Raw genomic sequence first — 20,338 nt, forward strand, 5'->3', positions numbered from 1 at the left:
GTATTACTATTTATAATAAAGTTATTTCATAGCTGTGCCAACAGCTTTTTTTGACTTTTCGTACGGGAGAATACGCCAATATTCTTCCGTATGTTTTTATCCTTATTTATCGTTCTCTCATGGGCAGACATATTTTAGACGGTTACACATTATTTATCATTTTGATATTTCTATGACAGAGATTCCCGGCCCGCCGCTTTTGGCGGTAGGTTTATGTACCGCATACTGGATTCCCGACGCCAACCTCAGATATTCCAGCACTTGTGGCAGTTGCTCGTCCTTGAAACGGGCTGTTATTATAGACTTGAGTATATCGTTATCTTTCACGTCGAACACGACATGATAATGACGTTCCAGCGTTTTCAAGACCTTATTCATCGGATGGTTCCTGAAAATGATCTCCCCGTTCTTCCAGGCCGTGTCATATTCGGTATTCACGTCAACCACCTTTATCTTACCCGTTCCCTTCCGGTATTTAGCTTTCTCATTAGGCCTCAGCATTTGCGTCATCTGTTTTCCTCCGGACAAGACGTTCAATTTTACCGTACCCTCTACTAAAGTAGTCTCTATCATGTTCTCATCTTTATAAGCGGATATGTTAAAAGAAGTACCTAACACCTCCACTGAATAATTTTTATCCACCGTTACGATAAAAGGTTTATGCGCATCCTTCGTCACCTCGAAATATCCTTGTCCCGTTAATTCCACCCTACGGGTATCCGCATCGAAGTCCGACGGATATCTCAATTCACTGTTGGCATTCAGCCAGACTTTAGAACCGTCAGGTAAATCGAAAGCCGAAACGACTCCTGGATTCGTGCGTACGGTTAGCATACGCACGTTCCCTTGACTCTGCTGTATGAACAAATAAACGGATAAAAGGAAAAAAGGAATGAATAGCATGGCCGCAAGTTGCTGAATGCTATTTAACGCTCTTCTTAAAGCTAATTTTCTCTTTTTCTTATGGATTCTTGATTTGAAGCGAGACAACGCCTCGTCCAAGTTCACGGTCTGCATAACTCTTAGGCGGCACGCCACTTGAGTCGTGAAATAGACTTGTTCCAGCATTTTCTCGTTTGCCGGAGAAACGGCACGCCAGTCTTTTATCTCCACGGCTTCCTCCTCTGTCAACATCCCATCAATATACCGAATCAATATGTCTTCGTTTATTTCCATTTTTCTTGTTTCTATAATTAATACAGTTGAGACAAAGGATATACTAAACAAAAAATGATTTTAAAATTAAATAATGGAAAAATACCGTTCTTGAAGGAAGGCTCAACAATATCCTTCCGTCCTCTGTTTTATCAAGAAATGAGAATCTTAAAAGTAAAAAGAGCAATGAAAAGTATCGTATTGCTTCGCCACGGCGAAAGTGTATGGAATAAAGAGAATCGATTCACTGGTTGGACCGATGTGGATTTAACAGAAAAAGGCGTAGCCGAGGCTTATAGGGCCGGCAGTCTGTTGAAAGAAAAAGGATATGTGTTCGATAAAGCCTATACCTCCTACCTGAAACGGGCTGTCAAGACCTTAAACTGTGTGCTGGATCGCATGGATCAAGATTGGGTCCCGGTGGAAAAGAGTTGGAGATTGAACGAGAAACATTATGGCTCGCTACAAGGGTTGAACAAAAGCGAGACCGCCCGGAAGTACGGAGACGAGCAAGTATTGATCTGGCGCCGCAGTTACGATATAGCTCCTCTTCCCCTATCGGAAGACGATCCTCGTAACCCTCGCTTCGATATCCGTTACGGAGACGTGCCGGATAAAGAGTTGCCCCGTACGGAATCCTTGAAAGATACGGTAGAGCGAATTCTCCCTTATTGGAAAGAGGTTATCTTCCCGACGCTTCGCACAGCCGACCATATTCTTGTAGCCGCCCATGGAAACAGTTTGCGGGGAATCATTAAATACTTAAAAAACATCTCCGACGAAGAGATCGTTCATCTGAATCTCCCGACAGCCGTCCCATACGTGTTCGAGTTTGATGATCGCTTAAGGCTCGCAAACGATTATTTCCTCGGCGACCCGGAAGAAATCAAGAAGCTCATGGAGGCCGTAGCCAACCAAGGAAAGAAAAAGTAACGAGATTAATGCTCCTTATCCGGATTTATTCGCTAAGTTTGCAACCAAACAAACTTAAACACTTGTGGACGAGAACGCAGAACGAATTTCACTAGAGCTTATCACTGGAGACGAACAAGCGTTCGACACCGTGTATAAACAATATTACCGGGGATTGTGCGCCTTCGCTTCCCAATATGTAACGATACCAGAATCAGAGGAAATCGTACAAGACGTGATGATGTGGCTGTGGGAAAACCGAAAATCCCTAGTGGTGGACATGTCCTTGAAATCCCTCCTTTTCACGATCGTCCGTAATAAATGCCTCAATACGATCAGCCACGTGCAAGTCAAGCAGCAAGTACACGAGAAACTGTACGCCAAGTTTCAAGAGCAATTCGAGAATCCGGATTTTTATATAGGAGAACTGATGGCCTTGGCCTCCAAGGCCATCCGGGAGCTCCCGGATGAATATCGTAAAGCATTCGAGATGAATCGCTTCGATGGTATGACCTACAACGAGATCGCCGAGCGGACAGGTGTATCCCCCAAGACGATCGCATACAGAATTTCACAAGCGCTCAAAATATTACGGACGGAATTAAAAGACTATATCCCGTTGTTGGTATGGTTGCTTTACGAGCAAACACACTCATAACGGAAAAGATGTCCCATCGTTATGAGCGTGTTTCTTTATACAAGGCCTCGCTTAACGGCGAGGCTTGATATCCAATTTCACGGGCTTGATCATATTCTCCGGGCTTAAGATCGTATCCAGTTCCTCCTTGGTCAAGATACCATGATCCAACACCAATTGATAAACGCTAACACCGGTCTCCAACGCTTCCTTGGCGATCTTGGTCGAGTTTTTATAACCGATTACCGGATTCAAGGCTGTCACCACGCCGATGCTATGGTGCACTTCCTCACGGCAACGATCCTCGTTTGCGATAATACCGTCCACGCAACGGGTGCGCAACGTATCGAAACCGTTGATCAGCAGATCCACGGACTCAAAGCAGCATTGTGCCATCACCGGCTCCATAGCGTTCAGCTCCATCTGGGCGGCTTCTCCGGCCATGGTCACGCATAACTCATTCCCCATTACCTTGTAAGCGATCTGGTTCATCACCTCCGGGATCACCGGATTCACCTTACCCGGCATGATAGACGAACCCGGTTGCATAGCGGGCAAGTTAAACTCACCCAAGCCGCAACGAGGACCGCTTGCCAACAGGCGAAGGTCATTACAGATCTTATTCATTTTCACGCAAACCCGTTTCATGGCGGAAGCGTAGCCTACCAAGCAAGAAGTATCCGAGGTAGCTCCTATCAAATCGGAGGAAAGACGGATATCCCATCCGGTTATCTCACGTAAGGCCACGATACATTTCTCGGCGTATCCCGGCTCGGCGCAAATCCCCGTACCGATGGCGGTAGCCCCCATGTTAACCACCAGGAAGTCGGCGGCCGCCTCATTCAAGTGAGCGACCTCATCCTGCAAGATACTGGCGAAGCCATTGAAGGTTTGCCCCAACGTCATAGGTACGGCATCCTCCAACTGCGTACGTCCCATCTTGATAATCCGCGAGAACTCCTCTCCTTTCTTACGGAAAGAGGCAATCAATTCCTCCAGATGGGGAAGCAATTGAAGGTGCTTAAAATACATACCGATATGGATAGCGGTCGGATATGCGTCGTTCGTGGATTGCGAGCAGTTCACATGGTCGTTCGGCGAACAGTATTGGTATTCGCCCCGCTCATGCCCCATCAACTCCAAGGCACGGTTGGCGATTACCTCATTCGCGTTCATATTTGTAGTAGTACCCGCCCCGCCTTGGATCATATCCACCGGGAACTGGTCGTGATGCTTGCCATCGATGATCTCACCGCAAGCGGCGATGATAGCCTCTTTTTGCTCTACGGTAAGCAAGCCTAACTCAAAGTTAGCCTTGGCAGCCGCCATCTTTGTTATAGCTAATCCTTTAATGAATAAAGGATATTCGCTCAAACGGAATTTACTGATCGAGAAATTCTCGATTCCTCTCAAGGTTTGAACTCCGTACAATGCTTCGGCGGGAATTTCACGAGCGCCGATCAAATCGCTCTCTATGCGAGTTTTTCCAGTTAATTTAGTATCCATGTCAAAAATATTAATCGTTCTTTATTGTTCCCACAAAGGTAGAAACTATTATTTTGAAAGCAAATTATTCTTTGAAATAATAAAAACTAATACCAAAAACGTCCATACAAGCTAAAATAAGAGCGAACGAATTACATTTTGTCAATAAAACAGTTTTCATCGGTCTTCTGATCTTTTTTATCTCATTTATAAAAAAAGTACGATTTCATTTGCTGTTTGTCAAAGATTCCCTATATTTGCCGCCGTAATAACAAAACAGAGTCATGAGAACATTCGTAGTAAATACATATTGGTGGTGGCGCTCCGTACAACTCAAAAGGTCGTAAGGGACGAAGACTCATATGTATATATAAACACTACATAAAGATATAAAGAGGTCTGTCGCACTTGCGGCGGGCCTCTTTTCTTTTTATGGCAAATTCAAAACGGAAACAACTAAAATAGATAAAAGATAAAAGATGAAAACGTATCAAGTTGACAAGAATGGTTACTATGGAGAGTTCGGCGGGGCTTATGTTCCCGAGATCCTTCATCAATGCGTGGAAGATTTACAGAATACCTACCTGAAAGTATTGGAAAGCGATAGTTTCAAGGAAGAGTTCAATCAGTTATTGCGTGATTACGTAGGTCGCCCCTCTCCTCTTTACCTAGCGAAACGGCTGAGCGAGAAATACGGATGCAAGATCTACTTGAAACGGGAGGACTTGAATCATACCGGAGCGCATAAGATCAACAACACGATCGGACAGATCCTTCTGGCCCGCCGCGTGGGGAAGACCCGTATCATCGCCGAGACTGGCGCCGGACAGCATGGAGTGGCTACGGCTACGGTATGCGCCTTGATGAATATGGAATGTATCGTTTACATGGGTAAGACAGACGTGGAACGCCAACATGCCAACGTGCAGAAGATGGAGATGCTGGGAGCTACCGTCGTGCCCGTGACCTCGGGAAACATGACCTTGAAAGATGCCACGAACGAGGCGATCCGCGACTGGTGTTGCCATCCTTCGGATACGTATTATATTATCGGTTCTACGGTAGGGCCTCATCCTTATCCGGATATGGTAGCCCGGCTGCAATCCGTTATCAGCGAGGAGATCAAGAAGCAACTGCTGGAGAAGGAAGGAAGGGATCACCCGGATTACCTGATCGCTTGCGTAGGCGGGGGAAGTAACGCCGCCGGTACGATCTATCATTTCGTGGACGACGAGCGGGTGAAGATCGTCTTGGCCGAGGCCGGCGGTAAGGGCATCCACTCCGGCATGAGTGCCGCCACGATTCAATTGGGTAAAGAGGGCATTATCCACGGGGCACGTACCTTGGTCATGCAGAACGAGGACGGGCAGATCGAGGAACCTTATTCTGTTTCCGCCGGCTTGGATTACCCGGGCATCGGCCCGATTCACGCGAACCTCTCCGTAGAGCACCGTGCGCAAATCCTGGCTGTCGATGATGACGAGGCGTTGGATGCCGCTTTCGAGCTGACCCGTCTGGAAGGAATCATCCCGGCCTTGGAAAGCGCCCATGCCTTGGGAGCCTTGGCCAAGGTGGACTTCAAGCCGGAAGACGTGGTGGTACTGACTGTATCGGGCCGAGGCGATAAAGATATGGACACCTATATTAAATATAAATTGAGAATTGAGAATTATTAGTTCTCAGGTTTCAGGTTTCAACTTTTGATTTTCAAGTTCTAATTTCTTATTATTATGAATTATTCTTTTAAAACGATAAGCAAGAAGGTGATGGGCGACCTTCATACACCTGTAAGTATCTATCTGAAGGTGCGGGATATTTATCCGGAATCGGCTTTGTTGGAAAGCTCGGATTTTCATGGAAACGAGAACAGCCTTTCTTTTATAGCGCTTCGCCCTTTGGCGAGCATCGGTATCAACAACGGGGAATGCACGGCGACCTTCCCGGACGAGCCCCGGGAGGTTACCCCGCTTTCCGAAACCTACAACGTACCCGAGGCGATGAACGCTTTCCTCGGTCGTTTCAAGGTGGAGGGAGCGGATAAGAAGGTTTGCGGATTATTCGGCTACACGGCTTTCGATGCCGTCCGTTATTTCGAGAACATCCCGGTCATGGAAGTTCACCACGAGGAGAACGATGCTCCCGATATGCTATACCTATTATATAAGTATGTCCTTGTCTTCGATCATTTCAAGAATGAACTGACACTGGTGGAGATGGTTCAAGACGGCGAGGATAGCGGGTTGGAAGAGATTCTTACGCTGATAGAGAACCGTAACTTCGCTTCCTATAATTTCCAGACGGCAGGTCCCGAGACCTCCTCGATCTCCGGCGAGGAATATAAGGCGATGGTTCGCCAAGGTATCAAGCACTGCCTGCGGGGGGATGTCTTCCAGATCGTATTAAGCCGTCGCTTCGAGCAGCCGTTCAAGGGTGACGACTTCAAGGTGTACCGGGCTCTCCGCAGCATCAACCCTTCTCCTTATTTGTTTTATTTCGATTTCGGAGGTTTCCGTATCTTCGGTTCTTCCCCCGAGACGCATTGCAAGGTAACGGGCAGACATGCCAGTATCGACCCGATCGCCGGGACCGCTTTCCGTACCGGGAATATCGAGGTAGATAAACAACGTACCGAGGCTCTGCTAGCCGATCCCAAGGAGAACGCCGAGCATGTGATGCTGGTAGATCTCGCCCGTAACGACCTAAGCCGTAACGCCCACAACGTACAGGTGGATTTCTATAAAGAGGTACAATATTATAGCCATGTCATCCACCTCGTATCTCGTGTGAGTGGTGAGATCAATGCCGATAGTAACCCGGTAAAGACCTACGTCGATACCTTCCCCGCCGGTACGCTGAGCGGGGCTCCCAAAGTACGGGCCATGCAACTGATCACCGACATCGAGCATCATAACCGGGGTGCTTACGGTGGCTGTATCGGTTTCATCGGTCTGGACGGCGACTTGAACCAAGCGATCACGATCCGTACCTTCGTCAGCCGCGGCAACGTACTTTATTACCAAGCAGGAGCCGGAATCGTAGCCAAAAGTAACGATGAACGTGAATTGCAAGAAGTAAACAATAAACTGGGAGCCTTGAAGAAGGCGATAGATTTAGCGGAGAAATTAATTAATTGATGCCTGGTTGCAGAATTAATTGATTAATTGTCCGGTTACAGAATTAATTGATTAATTATCTGGTTGTAAAATCAATTGATTAATTATCCAGTTGCAAAATTAATTGATTAATTATTCGGTCGCAAAATCAATTGATTAATTATCTGGTTGCAAAATTAATTGATTAATTACCCAGTTGTAGAGACGGGGCGTGCCCCGTCTCCCACAGTCTGATAGTATTTTAAGTTACCATTTTGAGGGGATGAGACGGGGCACGCCCCGTCTCTACAACAACAACAACAACAAAAATAAAACATACATATAAAATGAAGATATTATTATTCGATAATTACGATTCCTTCACCTATAATTTGCTACATATATTGAAGGAACTGGGAGCGGACGTAGAGGTACACCGCAACGACAAGATCTCCCTGGAAGACATAAACCGTTTCGATAAGATCTTGCTATCCCCAGGGCCGGGCATCCCCGAGGAAGCCGGCATCCTCCTTCCCTTGATCCGTACATACGCCCCGACAAAGAGCATCCTAGGTGTCTGCCTAGGCGAACAGGCCATCGGCGAGGCTTTCGGCGCCACACTGATAAACCTTACCGACGTACATCACGGCGTTTGCTCCGATATACGGATCATCGCTAAAGATCCTATCTTCGAGGGGCTGGAACCGGGTATACGTGTAGGGCGTTATCATTCTTGGGCGGTCTCCAAGGAAAACTTCCCGGATTGCCTGGAAATCACGGCAGTCGATACGGAAGAAGGACAGATCATGGGCTTGCGCCATCGTGAATACGACGTACGAGGTATCCAGTTCCATCCGGAATCCGTATTGACCCCCAAAGGGAAAACGATCATAGAGAACTGGCTAAAACACTGACGCTTCCTAAAGGAATTCTAAATTCCTCCGGAAAGTACTCCAGTTTCTTAAGCAAGGTACCAGAGTTTCTCTTAGAGGAAACTCTAGTTTCCTCTAAGAGAAACTAAAGTTTCCCAAGCAAGAAACTACAGCTTCCTGTACATTAACGTTTTTAGTTGACTACTTAGCGTCTTATTTATAAAGCAGGTTTACAGGTTTACGACTTAGTAATATACGACTTAGTAATAAAAGAGGTTGACCATGTTCTATCTTATTCATGAACGAGGTTAACCCGGACAAAAATCATTACAATCATGAAGCAAATATTATACAGATTATTCGAACACCAATATTTAGGCAGGGAAGAAGCCCGGAATATCCTTCAAAATATAGCGGAGGGGCGCTACAACGATTCCCAGATCGCCAGTCTGATCACCGTATTCTTGATGCGCAGCATCTCCGTAGAGGAACTAACCGGATTCCGGGAAGCATTGCTGGAGATGCGTGTACCAGTAGATTTAAGCGAATACAAACCGATCGATATCGTAGGTACCGGAGGCGATGGGAAAAACACGTTCAACATCAGCACTTGCTCTTGTTTCGTAGTGGCCGGTGCCGGTTACAATGTCGTAAAGCACGGTAACTACGGGGCGACCTCGGTAAGCGGCGCCAGCAACGTGATGGAGCAACACGGCGTGAAGTTCACGAACGATATCGATAAACTACGTACCTCCATGGATACCTGCCATATCGCCTACCTCCACGCCCCCTTGTTCAACCCGGCGCTGAAAGCGGTAGCCCCGGTACGGAAGAGCCTCGGCGTACGCAGCTTCTTCAATATGCTCGGCCCGCTAGTCAATCCGGTCATGCCTACTTACCAATTGCTAGGTGTATATAACCTCCCGCTACTACGTCTATATAATTATACATACCAAGAGAGCGGCACCCGTTTCGCCGTGGTACATAGCTTAGACGGTTACGATGAGATCTCTCTCACGGCCGATTTCAAGGTCGCCATGCCGGAGAAAGAGAAACTTTATACCCCGGAGATGCTCGGATTCAAACGTTGCACGGAAACGGACCTCGACGGCGGTGAGACCCCGGAGGAAGCGGCCCGTATCTTCGACGCCGTATTAAGAAATACGGCTACCGAAGCCCAAAAGAGCTGCGTGATCGCCAACTCAGCCTTCGCTATCCAAGTGATCTGTCCCGAGAAGAAGATCGAGACGTGTATCGCCGAGGCATGCGAATCATTGGAAAGCGGAAAAGCGTTGGCTACATTCCGTAAATTTATATCTTTGAATAATTAATCAATGTGACAATCGAACAATGTACCAACGTACCGACTTTGACGGTACATCTTCTATTGATACATTAATTAATGTAACGCATTATTCAATTGACACATTATCTAATTGGCACATTATTTATGAAAGACATCTTACAAGATATCATCGCCAATAAGCGTATCGAGGTAGCCCGGCAAAAACAGGCCGTGAGCTTGCAAACCTTATTGGCTTTAGGTAGCGACCGTATGGAGTGTGACACACGTTCCATGCGTGCGGCGTTGGAATCATCCCCTTCCGGTATTATCGCCGAGTTCAAACGTAAAAGTCCCTCCAAAGGCTGGCTGCATCCGGGAGCGAATATCGCCGACGTGGTACCCGCTTACGAGGCCGGAGGCGCTTCTGCCTGCTCGATCCTTACGGACGGGGATTTCTTCGGAGGTTCCTTGGGCGACTTGCAAAAGGCCCGTAGGCTGGTGGATCTCCCGTTACTTCGCAAGGATTTTATCATCGATACCTACCAGCTTTTCCAAGCACGGGTGATGGGGGCCGACGCTGTCTTATTGATCGCCGCCGCCCTTACGGAAGAGGAATGCCGGATACTTGCCGAGACCGCCCATAGCCTGCAATTGGAGGTCTTGCTGGAAGTTCATAGCGAAGACGAGCTCAAATACCTGAACCCGGATATCGATATGCTCGGCGTGAACAACCGTAATCTCGGCTCCTTCCATACGGACGTAAACAACTCATTCAAGTTGATCGATAAGATGCGAGGCTTCTCCCCTCTTTTGGTATCCGAGAGCGGGATCTCCGAAACCGATACCGTACGCCGATTGCGTGAGGCCGGTTTCCGTGGCTTCCTGATCGGAGAGACTTTCATGAAAACCGAGAGGCCGGGCGATACCTTGGCCCACTTTATAGGAGGACTGGCATGATCATCAAAGTCTGCGGAATGCGGGAACCCCGGAATATCCGGGAAGTAGCCGCCCTAGCCATCAACTGGATCGGCTTTATCTTCTACGAACGCTCCAAACGTTTTGTCGGGCAAAGCCCGGCGAGGCAGCAGGCAGCGGACAGCGAACAACAGACAGTTAATACCGACGCAAAGCAACTATCAACTGTCACTGGCCAACTGTCTACTAAGAAAGTGGGCGTTTTCGTCAACGCTACCATCGAATCCATGATGGAGAAAGCCTCTGCCTACAAGCTAGACTATCTCCAACTTCACGGTAACGAGTCGCCGGAAACCTGCCACACCCTACAGAAAAGAGGATACTCCTTAATCAAGGCCTTCCCGATCGCCTCCAAAGAGGATTTCGAGAAGACTAAAGAGTACGAGGGGCGAGTGGATTATTTCCTTTTCGATACCAAATGTGAAAGCTTCGGAGGCTCGGGCCGGCAATTCGACTGGTCTATGCTGGCCGACTATAAAGGCGAGACCCCTTTCCTCCTCAGCGGAGGCATCCATCCGGAAAGCGTGGAGGCAATACGCAAATTCCAGCATCCCCGTTTCGCGGGCATCGACCTAAACAGCGGCTTCGAGATCGAGCCGGGATTGAAAGACATTGATAAACTAAAAAAATTCATCCAGCAAATACAAACCTAAATTTGTTTCATCATACGGATATAAATGTAGGTTTGTATCCCGCTAGTTGTAGAGACGGGGCGTGCCCCGTCTCCCACCGTCTGATAGTATTTTTAAGTTACCATTTTGAGGGGATGAGACGGGGCACGCCCCGTCTCTACAGCCTTAAATTATAAAATAGAATTCAAAATGAATCGCATCACAAACTTATTCCAGACCCAGAAAGACGGGATACTCTCCGTCTATTTCACCGCCGGTTATCCGAACTTAAACGATACGGCAAACATCTTAAAGGCTTTACAGGCTAAAGGTATCCACATGGTAGAGGTAGGAATCCCCTTCTCCGATCCGATGGCAGACGGTCCTGTCATCCAAGAGGCCGCCACGCAAGCGTTGCGTAACGGGATGTCGCTGCATCTCCTGTTCGACCAATTGAAAGAGATCCGGAGAGAAGTACAGATCCCGATCATCCTGATGGGCTATCTGAACCCTGTCATGCAATACGGCTTCGAGAAATTCTGCGAGAGTTGCGTAGAGGTCGGCGTAGACGGAATGATCATCCCCGACCTGCCTTACGCCGATTATATCGCCGACTACAAGGAGATCGCCGACCGGCACGACCTGAAAATGATCATGCTGATCACCCCCGAGACCTCCGAGGAGCGTATCCGGCTGATCGACGCCCATACCAGCGGGTTTATCTATATGGTATCCAGCGCCGCCACGACCGGGGCCCAGCAAAGCTTCAACGAGCAGAAGCAAGCCTATTTCCGGCGTATCAACGCCATGAATCTGAACAATCCCCGCTTGGTAGGTTTCGGTATCAGCAATAAAGCTACTTTCGAGGCCGCGGCAGCCAATTCTTCCGGTGCTATCATCGGCAGTAAGTTCGTACAATTGCTAAAGAGCGAACCTACTCCCGCCGAGGCGGTCGATAAGTTGCTGGATGCCCTGAAACAATAGGAACTTTATTTGTGTTCTATCGCGGTAAAGATCCCGGACTTATCGTATCTTTACCGCGAACATAAAAACATGAATAGTCCTATGAATAATTTCACTTTTCACAACCCTACCCGTTTATTATTCGGTAAGGGCATGATTGAGAAACTGAGTACGGCCATCCCGATGGTACATCGCATCATGATTACCTTCGGAGGAGGCAGCGTAAAGAAAAACGGTGTGTACGACCAAGTAATCAAGGCGCTAAAGGATCGCGATTATATCGAGTTCTGGGGTATCGAGCCTAACCCCACGATCGAGACCTTGCGAGAAGCTATCCGGATAGCGAAAGACAAGCAAGTGGATTTTCTACTGGCGGTAGGCGGTGGTTCCGTAATAGACGGAACAAAGCTGATCTCCGCCGGTATCCAGTATGACGGTGATCCTTGGGAACTGGTACAGAAAGGGGGCTACTATCATACCGTGCCGATGGGTACCGTATTGACCTTGCCCGCCACGGGTTCCGAGATGAATAACGGGGCGGTGATCTCCCGGAAAGAGACGCAAGAGAAATATCCCTTCTACAGTAATTTCCCCGTATTCTCCATCTTAGACCCGGAAACAACTTTCAGCCTGCCTCCCTATCAAGTGGCTTGCGGTATCGCCGACACCTTCGTACATGTGATGGAGCAATATATGACTACGACCGGCCAATCCCGCTTGATGGATCATTGGGCGGAAAGTATCTTAAGTACCTTGATCGAGATCGCCCCAAAGATCAAGGAAAATCCGGGGGATTACGATCTGATGGCAGATTTCATGTTATCTGCCACGATGGGCTTGAACGGTTTTATCGCTATGGGCGTAACGCAAGACTGGGCTACCCATATGATCGGACACGAGCTGACCGCCCTTCACGGATTGACGCATGGAGCGACCTTGGCGATCGTCTTCCCGGGGACCTTACGTACTCTTCGCAAGCAGAAAGAGGGGAAGATCCTGCAATATGGCGAACGGGTATGGGGTATCAATAGCGGAACGACGGAGGAACGTATAGAGCAAACCATCGAGAAGACCGAGCAATTTTTCCAAAGCCTCGGTTTATCCACCCGCCTCAGCCAAGAGAAGATTGGCGATGCGACGATCACCGAGATCGAGAATCGCTTCAATGAGCGTAACGTTGCTTTTGGAGAGGCGAAGAATGTAACGGGTAGCGTGGCACGGGAAATATTGGAGAGTTGTAAATAGACATTCAAGGCATTCACGGCCCTAAATAGAAAATTATCGTATAAAGCTTGTATTGTACAAGTTGCCTGTCGTATAATTTGTCTGTTATATGGCTAGGTATCATACATTGTCTATGTCTATCATACATTGTCTTGTAGAGACGGGGCGTGCCCCGTCTCATCCCCTCAAAATGGTAACTTAAAAATACTATCAGACGGTGGGAGACGGGGCACGCCCCGTCTCTACAACAAATGGGGTATGGGGTTTATTTTAACAGGACTACTACTTGGATTGGGCCATGCGCCCCGAATACTAGGGCTTGTTCGATATCGGCGGTCTTTGAGGGGCCGGACATGAAGACACCATAATCATAATCCATAGAGGCGGTACGACGGTAAGCCTCATTCATCGTATGAACCAATTGAGTCTTGTCCAACAAGATCACCAAAGCGTTCGAGATAAAGTACAGGCCTTTATAACGTACCTGACGAGGCAACCAGACAGCGGCATTCTCCACCACGCCGAAACTACCTTCCACCACAGATACGTCCGTCCCGTTCAACTCCCGGGGATCAGTCAGCTCATCCGGGTTAAAGGTAGCGCAAGTAATCTCCTTCAAATTCGAGGCGATACGTTTCGCCTCCGGAAACTCACGACGGATCACCTCATTCACATCCTCGCCGGGCCTCAACTCAATGGCCTTGCCACCCGCCCCGGCCAGCACCTCCGAGAACGTAGCCAACTTATCCGCATAAGTAATCGCCTCCAACGTAAGCTCGGGCATCTCGTGGCGTACACCCGTATGACGACGGATACTCGCCAATATAGAATCTCTACTACTCATTATCTCACCTTATTTTTCTTCCACATATCATTAAACGACTCCTTGGCGAAAGCCGGAAGCTCACGTCCTTTACCCCAAGCGTTCAAGCCATTGTAGACCATGAAACGGGGCAAATGATTCACTACCGGAGCAAACTTCAACGCCGTATTGAACAATCCCGGACGTTCCATCAGGAACTTCATGCCGAAAGACATCACCTTCTTCTCCTTGCTCGCCTTACCGATCTTATCCAAATCTTGCCGCCAACGGTAAATCTGCTCGCCCAAGTCGATCTTTACCGGACAGACGTTCGAGCAAGAAAGGCATAAGGAGCAAGCCGATACGTTATCCGAATATTCCTCCGGATTCCTCAGCATACCTAAGTTGATCCCGATCGGTCCCGGAATGAAATACGTATACGAGTAACCACCACTCCTGCGATACACCGGACAGGTATTCATGCACTCGCCGCAACGGATGCAATTCAACGTACGGATATGATCCGGTTTCGCCAAGATATCGCTACGCCCGTTATCCACGATAATGATATGGAACTCTTGTCCCTCGGGCGGACGGCGGTAATGAGAAGTATAAGATGTGACGGGTTGCCCCGTACCCGAACGAGCCAGCAAACGAGTGAATACGCCCAACGCCTCCAGATTCGGAACGATCTTCTCCATCCCCATCGTAGCGATATGCACCTTCGGGAAGGAGGTTCCCATATCGGCGTTTCCTTCATTGGTACAAACCACGATCTCACCCGTAGAGGCGACGGCGAAGTTTACGCCTGTCATCGCCACGTCGGCATGCAGGAATTTCTCACGCAGGTTCTTACGGGCGGCGTGCGTCAGGTAGGTAGGGTCGATATTCCCTTTCTCCGTCCCCATCTCACGCTCCATCATCTCGCTGATCTGCTCCCGTTTGATATGGATCGCCGGCATCACGATATGGCTGGGGGCCAGATGCATCAATTGCAAGATACGCTCGCCCAAATCACTCTCCACCACATCGATCCCTTTCGACATCAAGAACTCGTTCATATGACATTCCTCCGTCAACATCGATTTACTCTTGATCAGGTTCCGGGCCTCATGCTGCCGCAAGATCCGCAAGACGATCTCGTTATGCTCCTCTGCGTCTTTCGCCCAGTGCACGATAGCTCCGTTGGCGATCGCGTTTTTCTCGAACTCCTCCAGAAGCGTGTCCAGATGGCTGTTGGAGTAAAGCTTGATCTCCGAGGCCAATTCCCTCAATCGTTCCCACTCGGGAAGCGAATGGCTCATCTTATCCCGTTTGGTACGTACCATCCAAAGCGTATGGTCGTGCCAAGCCTCATTTTCCTTATTCTTCAGGAAACGGGCCGCTGCTATAGTATGCTTCGTACTCATAATCCGGCCGCTAATATTTGAACGATGTGAATAGTCTTGATCGGAAGTTTCTCCCGCTTGATAACCCCTTCCATATGCATCAGGCAAGAGCTATCCGCGCCGGTGATATACTCGGCGCCGGTACTCATATGATCCCTTACCTTATCCTGTCCCATGCAAGTAGAGACCTCGGGCTCCTCGATGGCGAACATACCGCCAAAACCGCAACATTCGTCCACCCGCTTCGGCTCGAATACCTCGATACCTTTCACCAAGGAAAGGAGATCACGCAATTTGGAATAATACGGGATATTACGCTCGCTAGGCGACGAGAGATGTAACTCACGCACCCCGTGGCAACTATTATGGATACTCACCTTATGCGGGAAAACGGCCGGAAGGGATTCCGGTCTCACCACGTCGTGCAAGAACTCGCAGATATCATAAATCTTCTTACTGTTCATACAAGCGTGATCCCGCTTCTCCAAGATATGGGGATGGTTCTCTTTTACGAAGGCTACGCAACTGGCCGAGGGGCCTACCACGTAGTCATAGTTCTTAAACTGTTCCTCCATCCGGAGGGCCAGGCGAGCCGCCTCATCCTCGAAGCCGGCGTTCGCCATGGGTTGCCCGCAGCAGGTCTGGTCTATCGGATAATCGACCTCCACACCCACATGCTTCAATAATTTATACGAGGCGACACCCACTTCGGGATACACCGCGTTAATGTAACATGGGATAAACAATCCTACCTTCATACTAATTATATCTTTATAACCTTATATACGACACCGTATATAACTAACACCTACAAGGTCTATCATAACTGCATATTCGCCCTGACCCGGCTCAACGTCTCAGGGGTCATCAGCAAATAAGAGGCGATATGAGACAAGGGGGCACGCTGTACGATCTCAGGGTGTTCTTTCAATAAGCGGGCATAACGCTCGTTAGCGGTCTCGAAACGCAGGAAGTCCGCCTTCCGTTGAGACAGGATCAGCGAATTCTCCAACAGGCGGCGATACATGACCTCGATCTCGTAATCCTCGGCGCACAACGCCAACAAGGGATCATGGGGGATACCATACAGCACCGTATTCTCCAAGGCCTCCACCAACAGATTTGCGGGACGCTGGCGCAAGAAGCTCTCGATACAAATAAAGACATTATCTTCGCTGGCGAAATGCTCGGTCAGCTCTTTCTTATTCTTAAAGTAAAATTGGCGAACCATTCCCTTATAGACATAACCGAGTTGCGTACAAACCTCTCCCTCCTTAAAAAACAAAGCGCCTTTTTTCAATTCTGTCCGGATTAGGATAGAGGCCAGTTTCTGGGCGGCTTCCTCACTGAGTAGAATCGATTGCGCCGCGATCCTGCGAGCTATAAATATCGCTGTATCCATATCAATGGTCATTTTTGTTTGTTTCCGCGAACTTACGAAATAAATGCCACTTGATTTACGTCAAGCCCCCATTTATTTCATCCAATAGGTTGTAGAGACGGGGCGTGCCCCGTCTCCCACCGACTGATAGTATTTTTAAGTTACCATTTTGAGGGGATGAGACGGGGCACGCCCCGTCTCTACAACTGGATGTTATTTATATTCTTGCCAGCTTTTGATGTGGATATCATCTATGTGCAAGGTACAGAAGGCTTGAATGAAAGCGCTTGCCAGACGGGCATTCGTGATCAACGGGATATTCAGGTCGATGGCGGCACGGCGGATCTTATAGCCGTTGTCAAGCTCGCCGGCAGAAAGGTCACGGGGGATATTCACCACCATGTCGATCTTCTTCTCGTGGAGCATCTTGAGGGCCTGCGGTTCCCCCTGCTCGCTCGGCCAGTACACTTTCGTACTCGGAATGCCATTCTCCTCCAAGAAACGGTGCGTACCTCCCGTAGCGAATAGGTTGTAGCCTTTCGCCGCCAACATCTTAGCGGCATCCAGCATGGCTACCTTCTGCTTCGGCGTACCGGTAGACAGGAGGATGTTCTTCTCCGGAACCCGTTGCCCGACAGCGAGCATACTCGTCAATACCGCCTCGGATACATCGTCGCCCAGACAGCCCACCTCACCCGTGGAAGCCATATCGACCCCTAATACCGGATCGGCTTTCTGCAAGCGGTTGAACGAGAATTGAGAAGCCTTGATACCCACGTAATCCAGATCAAACTCGTTCTTATTCGGTTTCTCTACCGGCAAGCCCAGCATGACACGGGTGGCCAACTCAATGAAGTTTATCTTCAATACCTTGCTCACGAACGGGAAGGAACGGCTGGCACGAAGGTTACACTCGATCACCTTGATCTCATTGCCCTTCGCCAGATATTGGATATTGAACGGGCCGGAGATATTCAGCTCCTTAGCGATCCGCTTACTGATGCGCTTGATACGACGAACCGTCTCCACATATAATTTCTGGGCCGGGAACTGGATCGTAGCGTCGCCGGAATGAACCCCGGCAAACTCGATATGCTCGCTGATGGCATACATCACGATCTCGCCATGATCGGCCACGGCATCCATCTCCACCTCTTTCGCATGCTCGATGAACTGGCTTACCACCACCGGATGCTTTTGGCTGACATTGGCGGCCAATTTCAAGAAACGTTCCAATTCCTCTTGATTCGAGCAGACATTCATGGCTGCGCCACTCAATACATAACTCGGGCGAACCAATACGGGGAAGCCAACCTCTGCCACGAAACCGTTGATATCCTCCATGGAAGAAAGCTCTTTCCAACGGGGTTGATCCACGCCGATACGGTCCAACATAGCGGAGAACTTCTCACGATCCTCGGCATTATCGATGCTCTTGGCAGATGTACCCAAGATATTCACATGTTGCTCGTCCAGACGCATCGCCAAATTATTCGGGATCTGGCCGCCGGTAGAGACGATCACGCCGTGCGGGTTCTCCAGCTCGAGGATATCCATCACACGCTCGAAGGTAAGTTCGTCGAAGTAAAGGCGGTCGCACATATCGTAGTCGGTAGACACCGTCTCGGGATTATAGTTGATCATCACGGAGCGGTAACCCTCCTTACGGATCGTATTCAAGGCCTGCACGCCACACCAGTCGAACTCCACCGAGCTACCGATGCGGTAAGCGCCGGAACCCAGCACGACAATCGAGCGATGATCGCCCAAGTACGTCACGTCGTTTTCCGTACCGCTATACGTCAGGTACAGGTAATTCGTCTGCGCCGGATACTCGGCGGCCAAGGTATCGATCTGTTTCACTACCGGAAGGATACCGTGCTCCTTGCGGAATTGGCGAACCAACATCATGCCCTTCTCCACATCCCCGTCGAGACCGATCGCACGAGCGATCTGGAAATCGGAGAAACCTTGCCGTTTCGCACGGCGAAGCAGGTCAATTGAAAATGGAGAATTGAAAATTGAAAATTGCTTCGCACTTGTATTCATTTTCAACTCTCCATTTTCAATTTGCAATTTGTGTAGTTCCTTGGAGGTACACATGATTCCGTATAGTTTCTGTAGGAACCATCGGTCTATCTTGGTCAGCTCATGAATCTGGTCTACCGTATAACCGGCACGGAAAGCCTTCGAGATAACGAAGATACGGCGGTCGGTCGGCTCGTGCAACGCCTTATCGATATCCTCGATCACCAACTCCTTATTCTCCACGAAACCATGCATACCCTGCCCGATCATACGCAATCCTTTCTGGATAGCCTCCTCGAAGGTACGCCCGATCGCCATCACCTCGCCGACCGACTTCATGCTGGAACCCAACTCACGAGCCACGCCGTGGAACTTACCCAAGTCCCAGCGGGGGATCTTACATACCACGTAATCGAGAGCCGGCTCAAAGAAAGCACTGGTCGTTTTCGTCACGGAGTTTTTCAAGTCGAACAAACCGTACCCCAAGCCCAATTTAGCGGCCACGAAAGCCAACGGATAACCGGTCGCCTTAGAAGCCAAGGCCGAAGAACGGCTCAGGCGGGCATTCACCTCGATCACCCGGTAATCCTCGCTCTCGGGATCGTAAGCATATTGCACGTTACACTCGCCCACGATACCGATATGACGGATGATACGGATCGCCAACTCACGTAACTTATGATAATCCGTATTGCTCAAGGTCTGCGAGGGAGCGATCACGATAGACTCTCCCGTATGGATTCCCAGCGGGTCGAAATTTTCCATGTTACATACCGTGATGCAGTTATCGAAACGGTCACGTACCACCTCGTACTCCACCTCTTTCCAGCCCTTCAAGCTTTTCTCCACCAATACTTGCGGAGAGAAGGAGAAAGCCTTCTCGACCAACACGTTCAATTCCTCCTCATTGTCGCAAAAACCGGAACCCAAGCCTCCCAACGCATAAGCGGCACGGACGATGACCGGATAACCCAGTTCGGCAGCCGCACGGCGAGCATCAGCGACGTTCTCCACGGCCTCGCTCCTGATCGTTTTCACGTCGATCTCATCCAGCTTGCGTACGAACAACTCCCGGTCCTCGGTATCCATGATAGCCTGTACCGGAGTACCCAACACCTTCACGCCATACTTCTCCAACACGCCGTTTTGGTAAAGGGCCACGCCACAGTTCAACGCCGTCTGCCCGCCGAAAGCGAGCAAGATTCCTTCCGGACGCTCTTTCTCGATCACCTTTTCCACAAAAAAAGGAGTAACGGGCAGGAAATAAACCGTGTCCGCGACTCCTTCCGAGGTCTGTACCGTAGCGATATTCGGATTGATCAATACCGTTTGGATCCCCTCTTCCTTAATCGCCTTCAGGGCTTGGCTGCCTGAATAATCAAACTCGCCCGCCTCACCGATCTTCAAGGCTCCGGAACCGAGTATCAGGACTTTCTTTATATCTTCTTTCATCGTATAAACATTCTTTTGTCATTAACATTCTCAGGCGGGGAAAGCCACGGTCTCGTACAAAAAACGCTAAGAGTTT

17 protein-coding genes are annotated in these 20,338 nt (G+C 49.1%); 10 read left to right on the forward strand and 7 right to left on the reverse strand.

The window, feature by feature from the left end:
- Nucleotides 1-156 precede the first annotated feature (156 nt).
- The gene (locus Q0110_RS00295; protein ID WP_297900593.1) at nucleotides 157-1,176 is read right to left on the reverse strand and encodes a FecR family protein; all 1,020 of its coding nucleotides are present in this window, start codon (nucleotides 1,174-1,176) and stop codon (nucleotides 157-159) included.
- 165 nt (nucleotides 1,177-1,341) lie between these two features.
- Here Q0110_RS00295 and gpmA point away from each other — a divergent pair, with 165 nt between their 5' ends.
- Both gpmA and Q0110_RS00305 read left to right on the forward strand, forming a co-directional pair.
- Nucleotides 1,342-2,088 (forward strand): 2,3-diphosphoglycerate-dependent phosphoglycerate mutase, encoded by a 747-nt coding sequence (gpmA, locus tag Q0110_RS00300; RefSeq protein ID WP_297900596.1) that lies wholly within the window; start codon nucleotides 1,342-1,344, stop codon nucleotides 2,086-2,088.
- A 64-nt stretch (nucleotides 2,089-2,152) separates the two neighbouring features.
- The gene (locus tag Q0110_RS00305) at nucleotides 2,153-2,725 is read left to right on the forward strand and encodes an RNA polymerase sigma-70 factor (protein ID WP_297900599.1); all 573 of its coding nucleotides are present in this window, start codon (nucleotides 2,153-2,155) and stop codon (nucleotides 2,723-2,725) included.
- A gap of 51 nt (nucleotides 2,726-2,776) precedes the next feature.
- Here the strand turns inward: Q0110_RS00305 and Q0110_RS00310 are convergent, their stop codons facing one another.
- Entirely contained in the window at nucleotides 2,777-4,210 is a 1,434-nt protein-coding gene (locus tag Q0110_RS00310; RefSeq protein WP_297900602.1) for an aspartate ammonia-lyase, read from the reverse strand.
- Nucleotides 4,211-4,668: 458 nt separating this feature from the next.
- Between Q0110_RS00310 and trpB the strand changes: the two genes are divergently transcribed.
- The 8 genes from trpB to Q0110_RS00350 all read left to right on the forward strand — a co-directional run bounded on the left by trpB (nucleotide 4,669) and on the right by Q0110_RS00350 (nucleotide 13,232).
- Complete coding sequence (trpB, locus tag Q0110_RS00315; RefSeq protein WP_297900605.1) at nucleotides 4,669-5,865, forward strand: tryptophan synthase subunit beta; 1,197 nt, start codon at nucleotides 4,669-4,671, stop codon at nucleotides 5,863-5,865.
- A gap of 54 nt (nucleotides 5,866-5,919) precedes the next feature.
- Entirely contained in the window at nucleotides 5,920-7,323 is a 1,404-nt protein-coding gene (locus Q0110_RS00320) for a chorismate-binding protein (protein WP_297900608.1), read from the forward strand.
- 305 nt (nucleotides 7,324-7,628) lie between these two features.
- Nucleotides 7,629-8,195 (forward strand): aminodeoxychorismate/anthranilate synthase component II, encoded by a 567-nt coding sequence (locus Q0110_RS00325; RefSeq protein ID WP_297900611.1) that lies wholly within the window; start codon nucleotides 7,629-7,631, stop codon nucleotides 8,193-8,195.
- Between the two features lie 293 nt (nucleotides 8,196-8,488).
- Nucleotides 8,489-9,484, forward strand: a complete 996-nt coding sequence (gene trpD, locus Q0110_RS00330) for an anthranilate phosphoribosyltransferase (protein ID WP_297900613.1) — start codon at nucleotides 8,489-8,491, stop codon at nucleotides 9,482-9,484.
- A 119-nt stretch (nucleotides 9,485-9,603) separates the two neighbouring features.
- Complete coding sequence (gene trpC, locus Q0110_RS00335) at nucleotides 9,604-10,395, forward strand: indole-3-glycerol phosphate synthase TrpC (RefSeq protein WP_297900615.1); 792 nt, start codon at nucleotides 9,604-9,606, stop codon at nucleotides 10,393-10,395.
- Entirely contained in the window at nucleotides 10,392-11,066 is a 675-nt protein-coding gene (locus Q0110_RS00340) for a phosphoribosylanthranilate isomerase (RefSeq protein WP_297900618.1), read from the forward strand. The genes trpC and Q0110_RS00340 overlap by 4 nt, the downstream gene beginning before the upstream one ends.
- Before the next feature lie 168 nt (nucleotides 11,067-11,234).
- Nucleotides 11,235-12,008 carry a tryptophan synthase subunit alpha gene (gene trpA / locus Q0110_RS00345; RefSeq protein WP_297900621.1) on the forward strand — a complete coding sequence of 258 codons (774 nt, stop codon included), beginning with the start codon at nucleotides 11,235-11,237 and terminating at the stop codon, nucleotides 12,006-12,008.
- 81 nt (nucleotides 12,009-12,089) lie between these two features.
- Nucleotides 12,090-13,232 (forward strand): iron-containing alcohol dehydrogenase, encoded by a 1,143-nt coding sequence (locus tag Q0110_RS00350; RefSeq protein WP_297900624.1) that lies wholly within the window; start codon nucleotides 12,090-12,092, stop codon nucleotides 13,230-13,232.
- 244 nt (nucleotides 13,233-13,476) lie between these two features.
- Here Q0110_RS00350 and Q0110_RS00355 read toward each other — a convergent pair whose 3' ends face one another.
- From Q0110_RS00355 to carB, 5 genes are all read right to left on the reverse strand, one after another.
- Entirely contained in the window at nucleotides 13,477-14,055 is a 579-nt protein-coding gene (locus tag Q0110_RS00355; protein WP_297900627.1) for an LUD domain-containing protein, read from the reverse strand.
- Nucleotides 14,055-15,422 (reverse strand): lactate utilization protein B, encoded by a 1,368-nt coding sequence (locus Q0110_RS00360; RefSeq protein WP_297900629.1) that lies wholly within the window; start codon nucleotides 15,420-15,422, stop codon nucleotides 14,055-14,057. Before Q0110_RS00360 ends, Q0110_RS00355 begins: the two co-directional genes overlap by 1 nt.
- Nucleotides 15,419-16,159, reverse strand: coding sequence for a (Fe-S)-binding protein (locus Q0110_RS00365; protein ID WP_297900630.1), 741 nt, complete (start codon nucleotides 16,157-16,159; stop codon nucleotides 15,419-15,421). The genes Q0110_RS00360 and Q0110_RS00365 overlap by 4 nt, the downstream gene beginning before the upstream one ends.
- A 62-nt stretch (nucleotides 16,160-16,221) precedes the next feature.
- Nucleotides 16,222-16,803 (reverse strand): Crp/Fnr family transcriptional regulator, encoded by a 582-nt coding sequence (locus Q0110_RS00370; RefSeq protein WP_297900631.1) that lies wholly within the window; start codon nucleotides 16,801-16,803, stop codon nucleotides 16,222-16,224.
- A 192-nt stretch (nucleotides 16,804-16,995) separates the two neighbouring features.
- Nucleotides 16,996-20,262, reverse strand: coding sequence for a carbamoyl-phosphate synthase (glutamine-hydrolyzing) large subunit (carB, locus tag Q0110_RS00375; protein WP_297900633.1), 3,267 nt, complete (start codon nucleotides 20,260-20,262; stop codon nucleotides 16,996-16,998).
- Nucleotides 20,263-20,338 lie beyond the last annotated feature (76 nt).

Origin of the sequence: uncultured Parabacteroides sp. (assembly GCF_947855115.1) — a bacterium.
Taxonomy (GTDB): domain Bacteria; phylum Bacteroidota; class Bacteroidia; order Bacteroidales; family Tannerellaceae; genus Parabacteroides.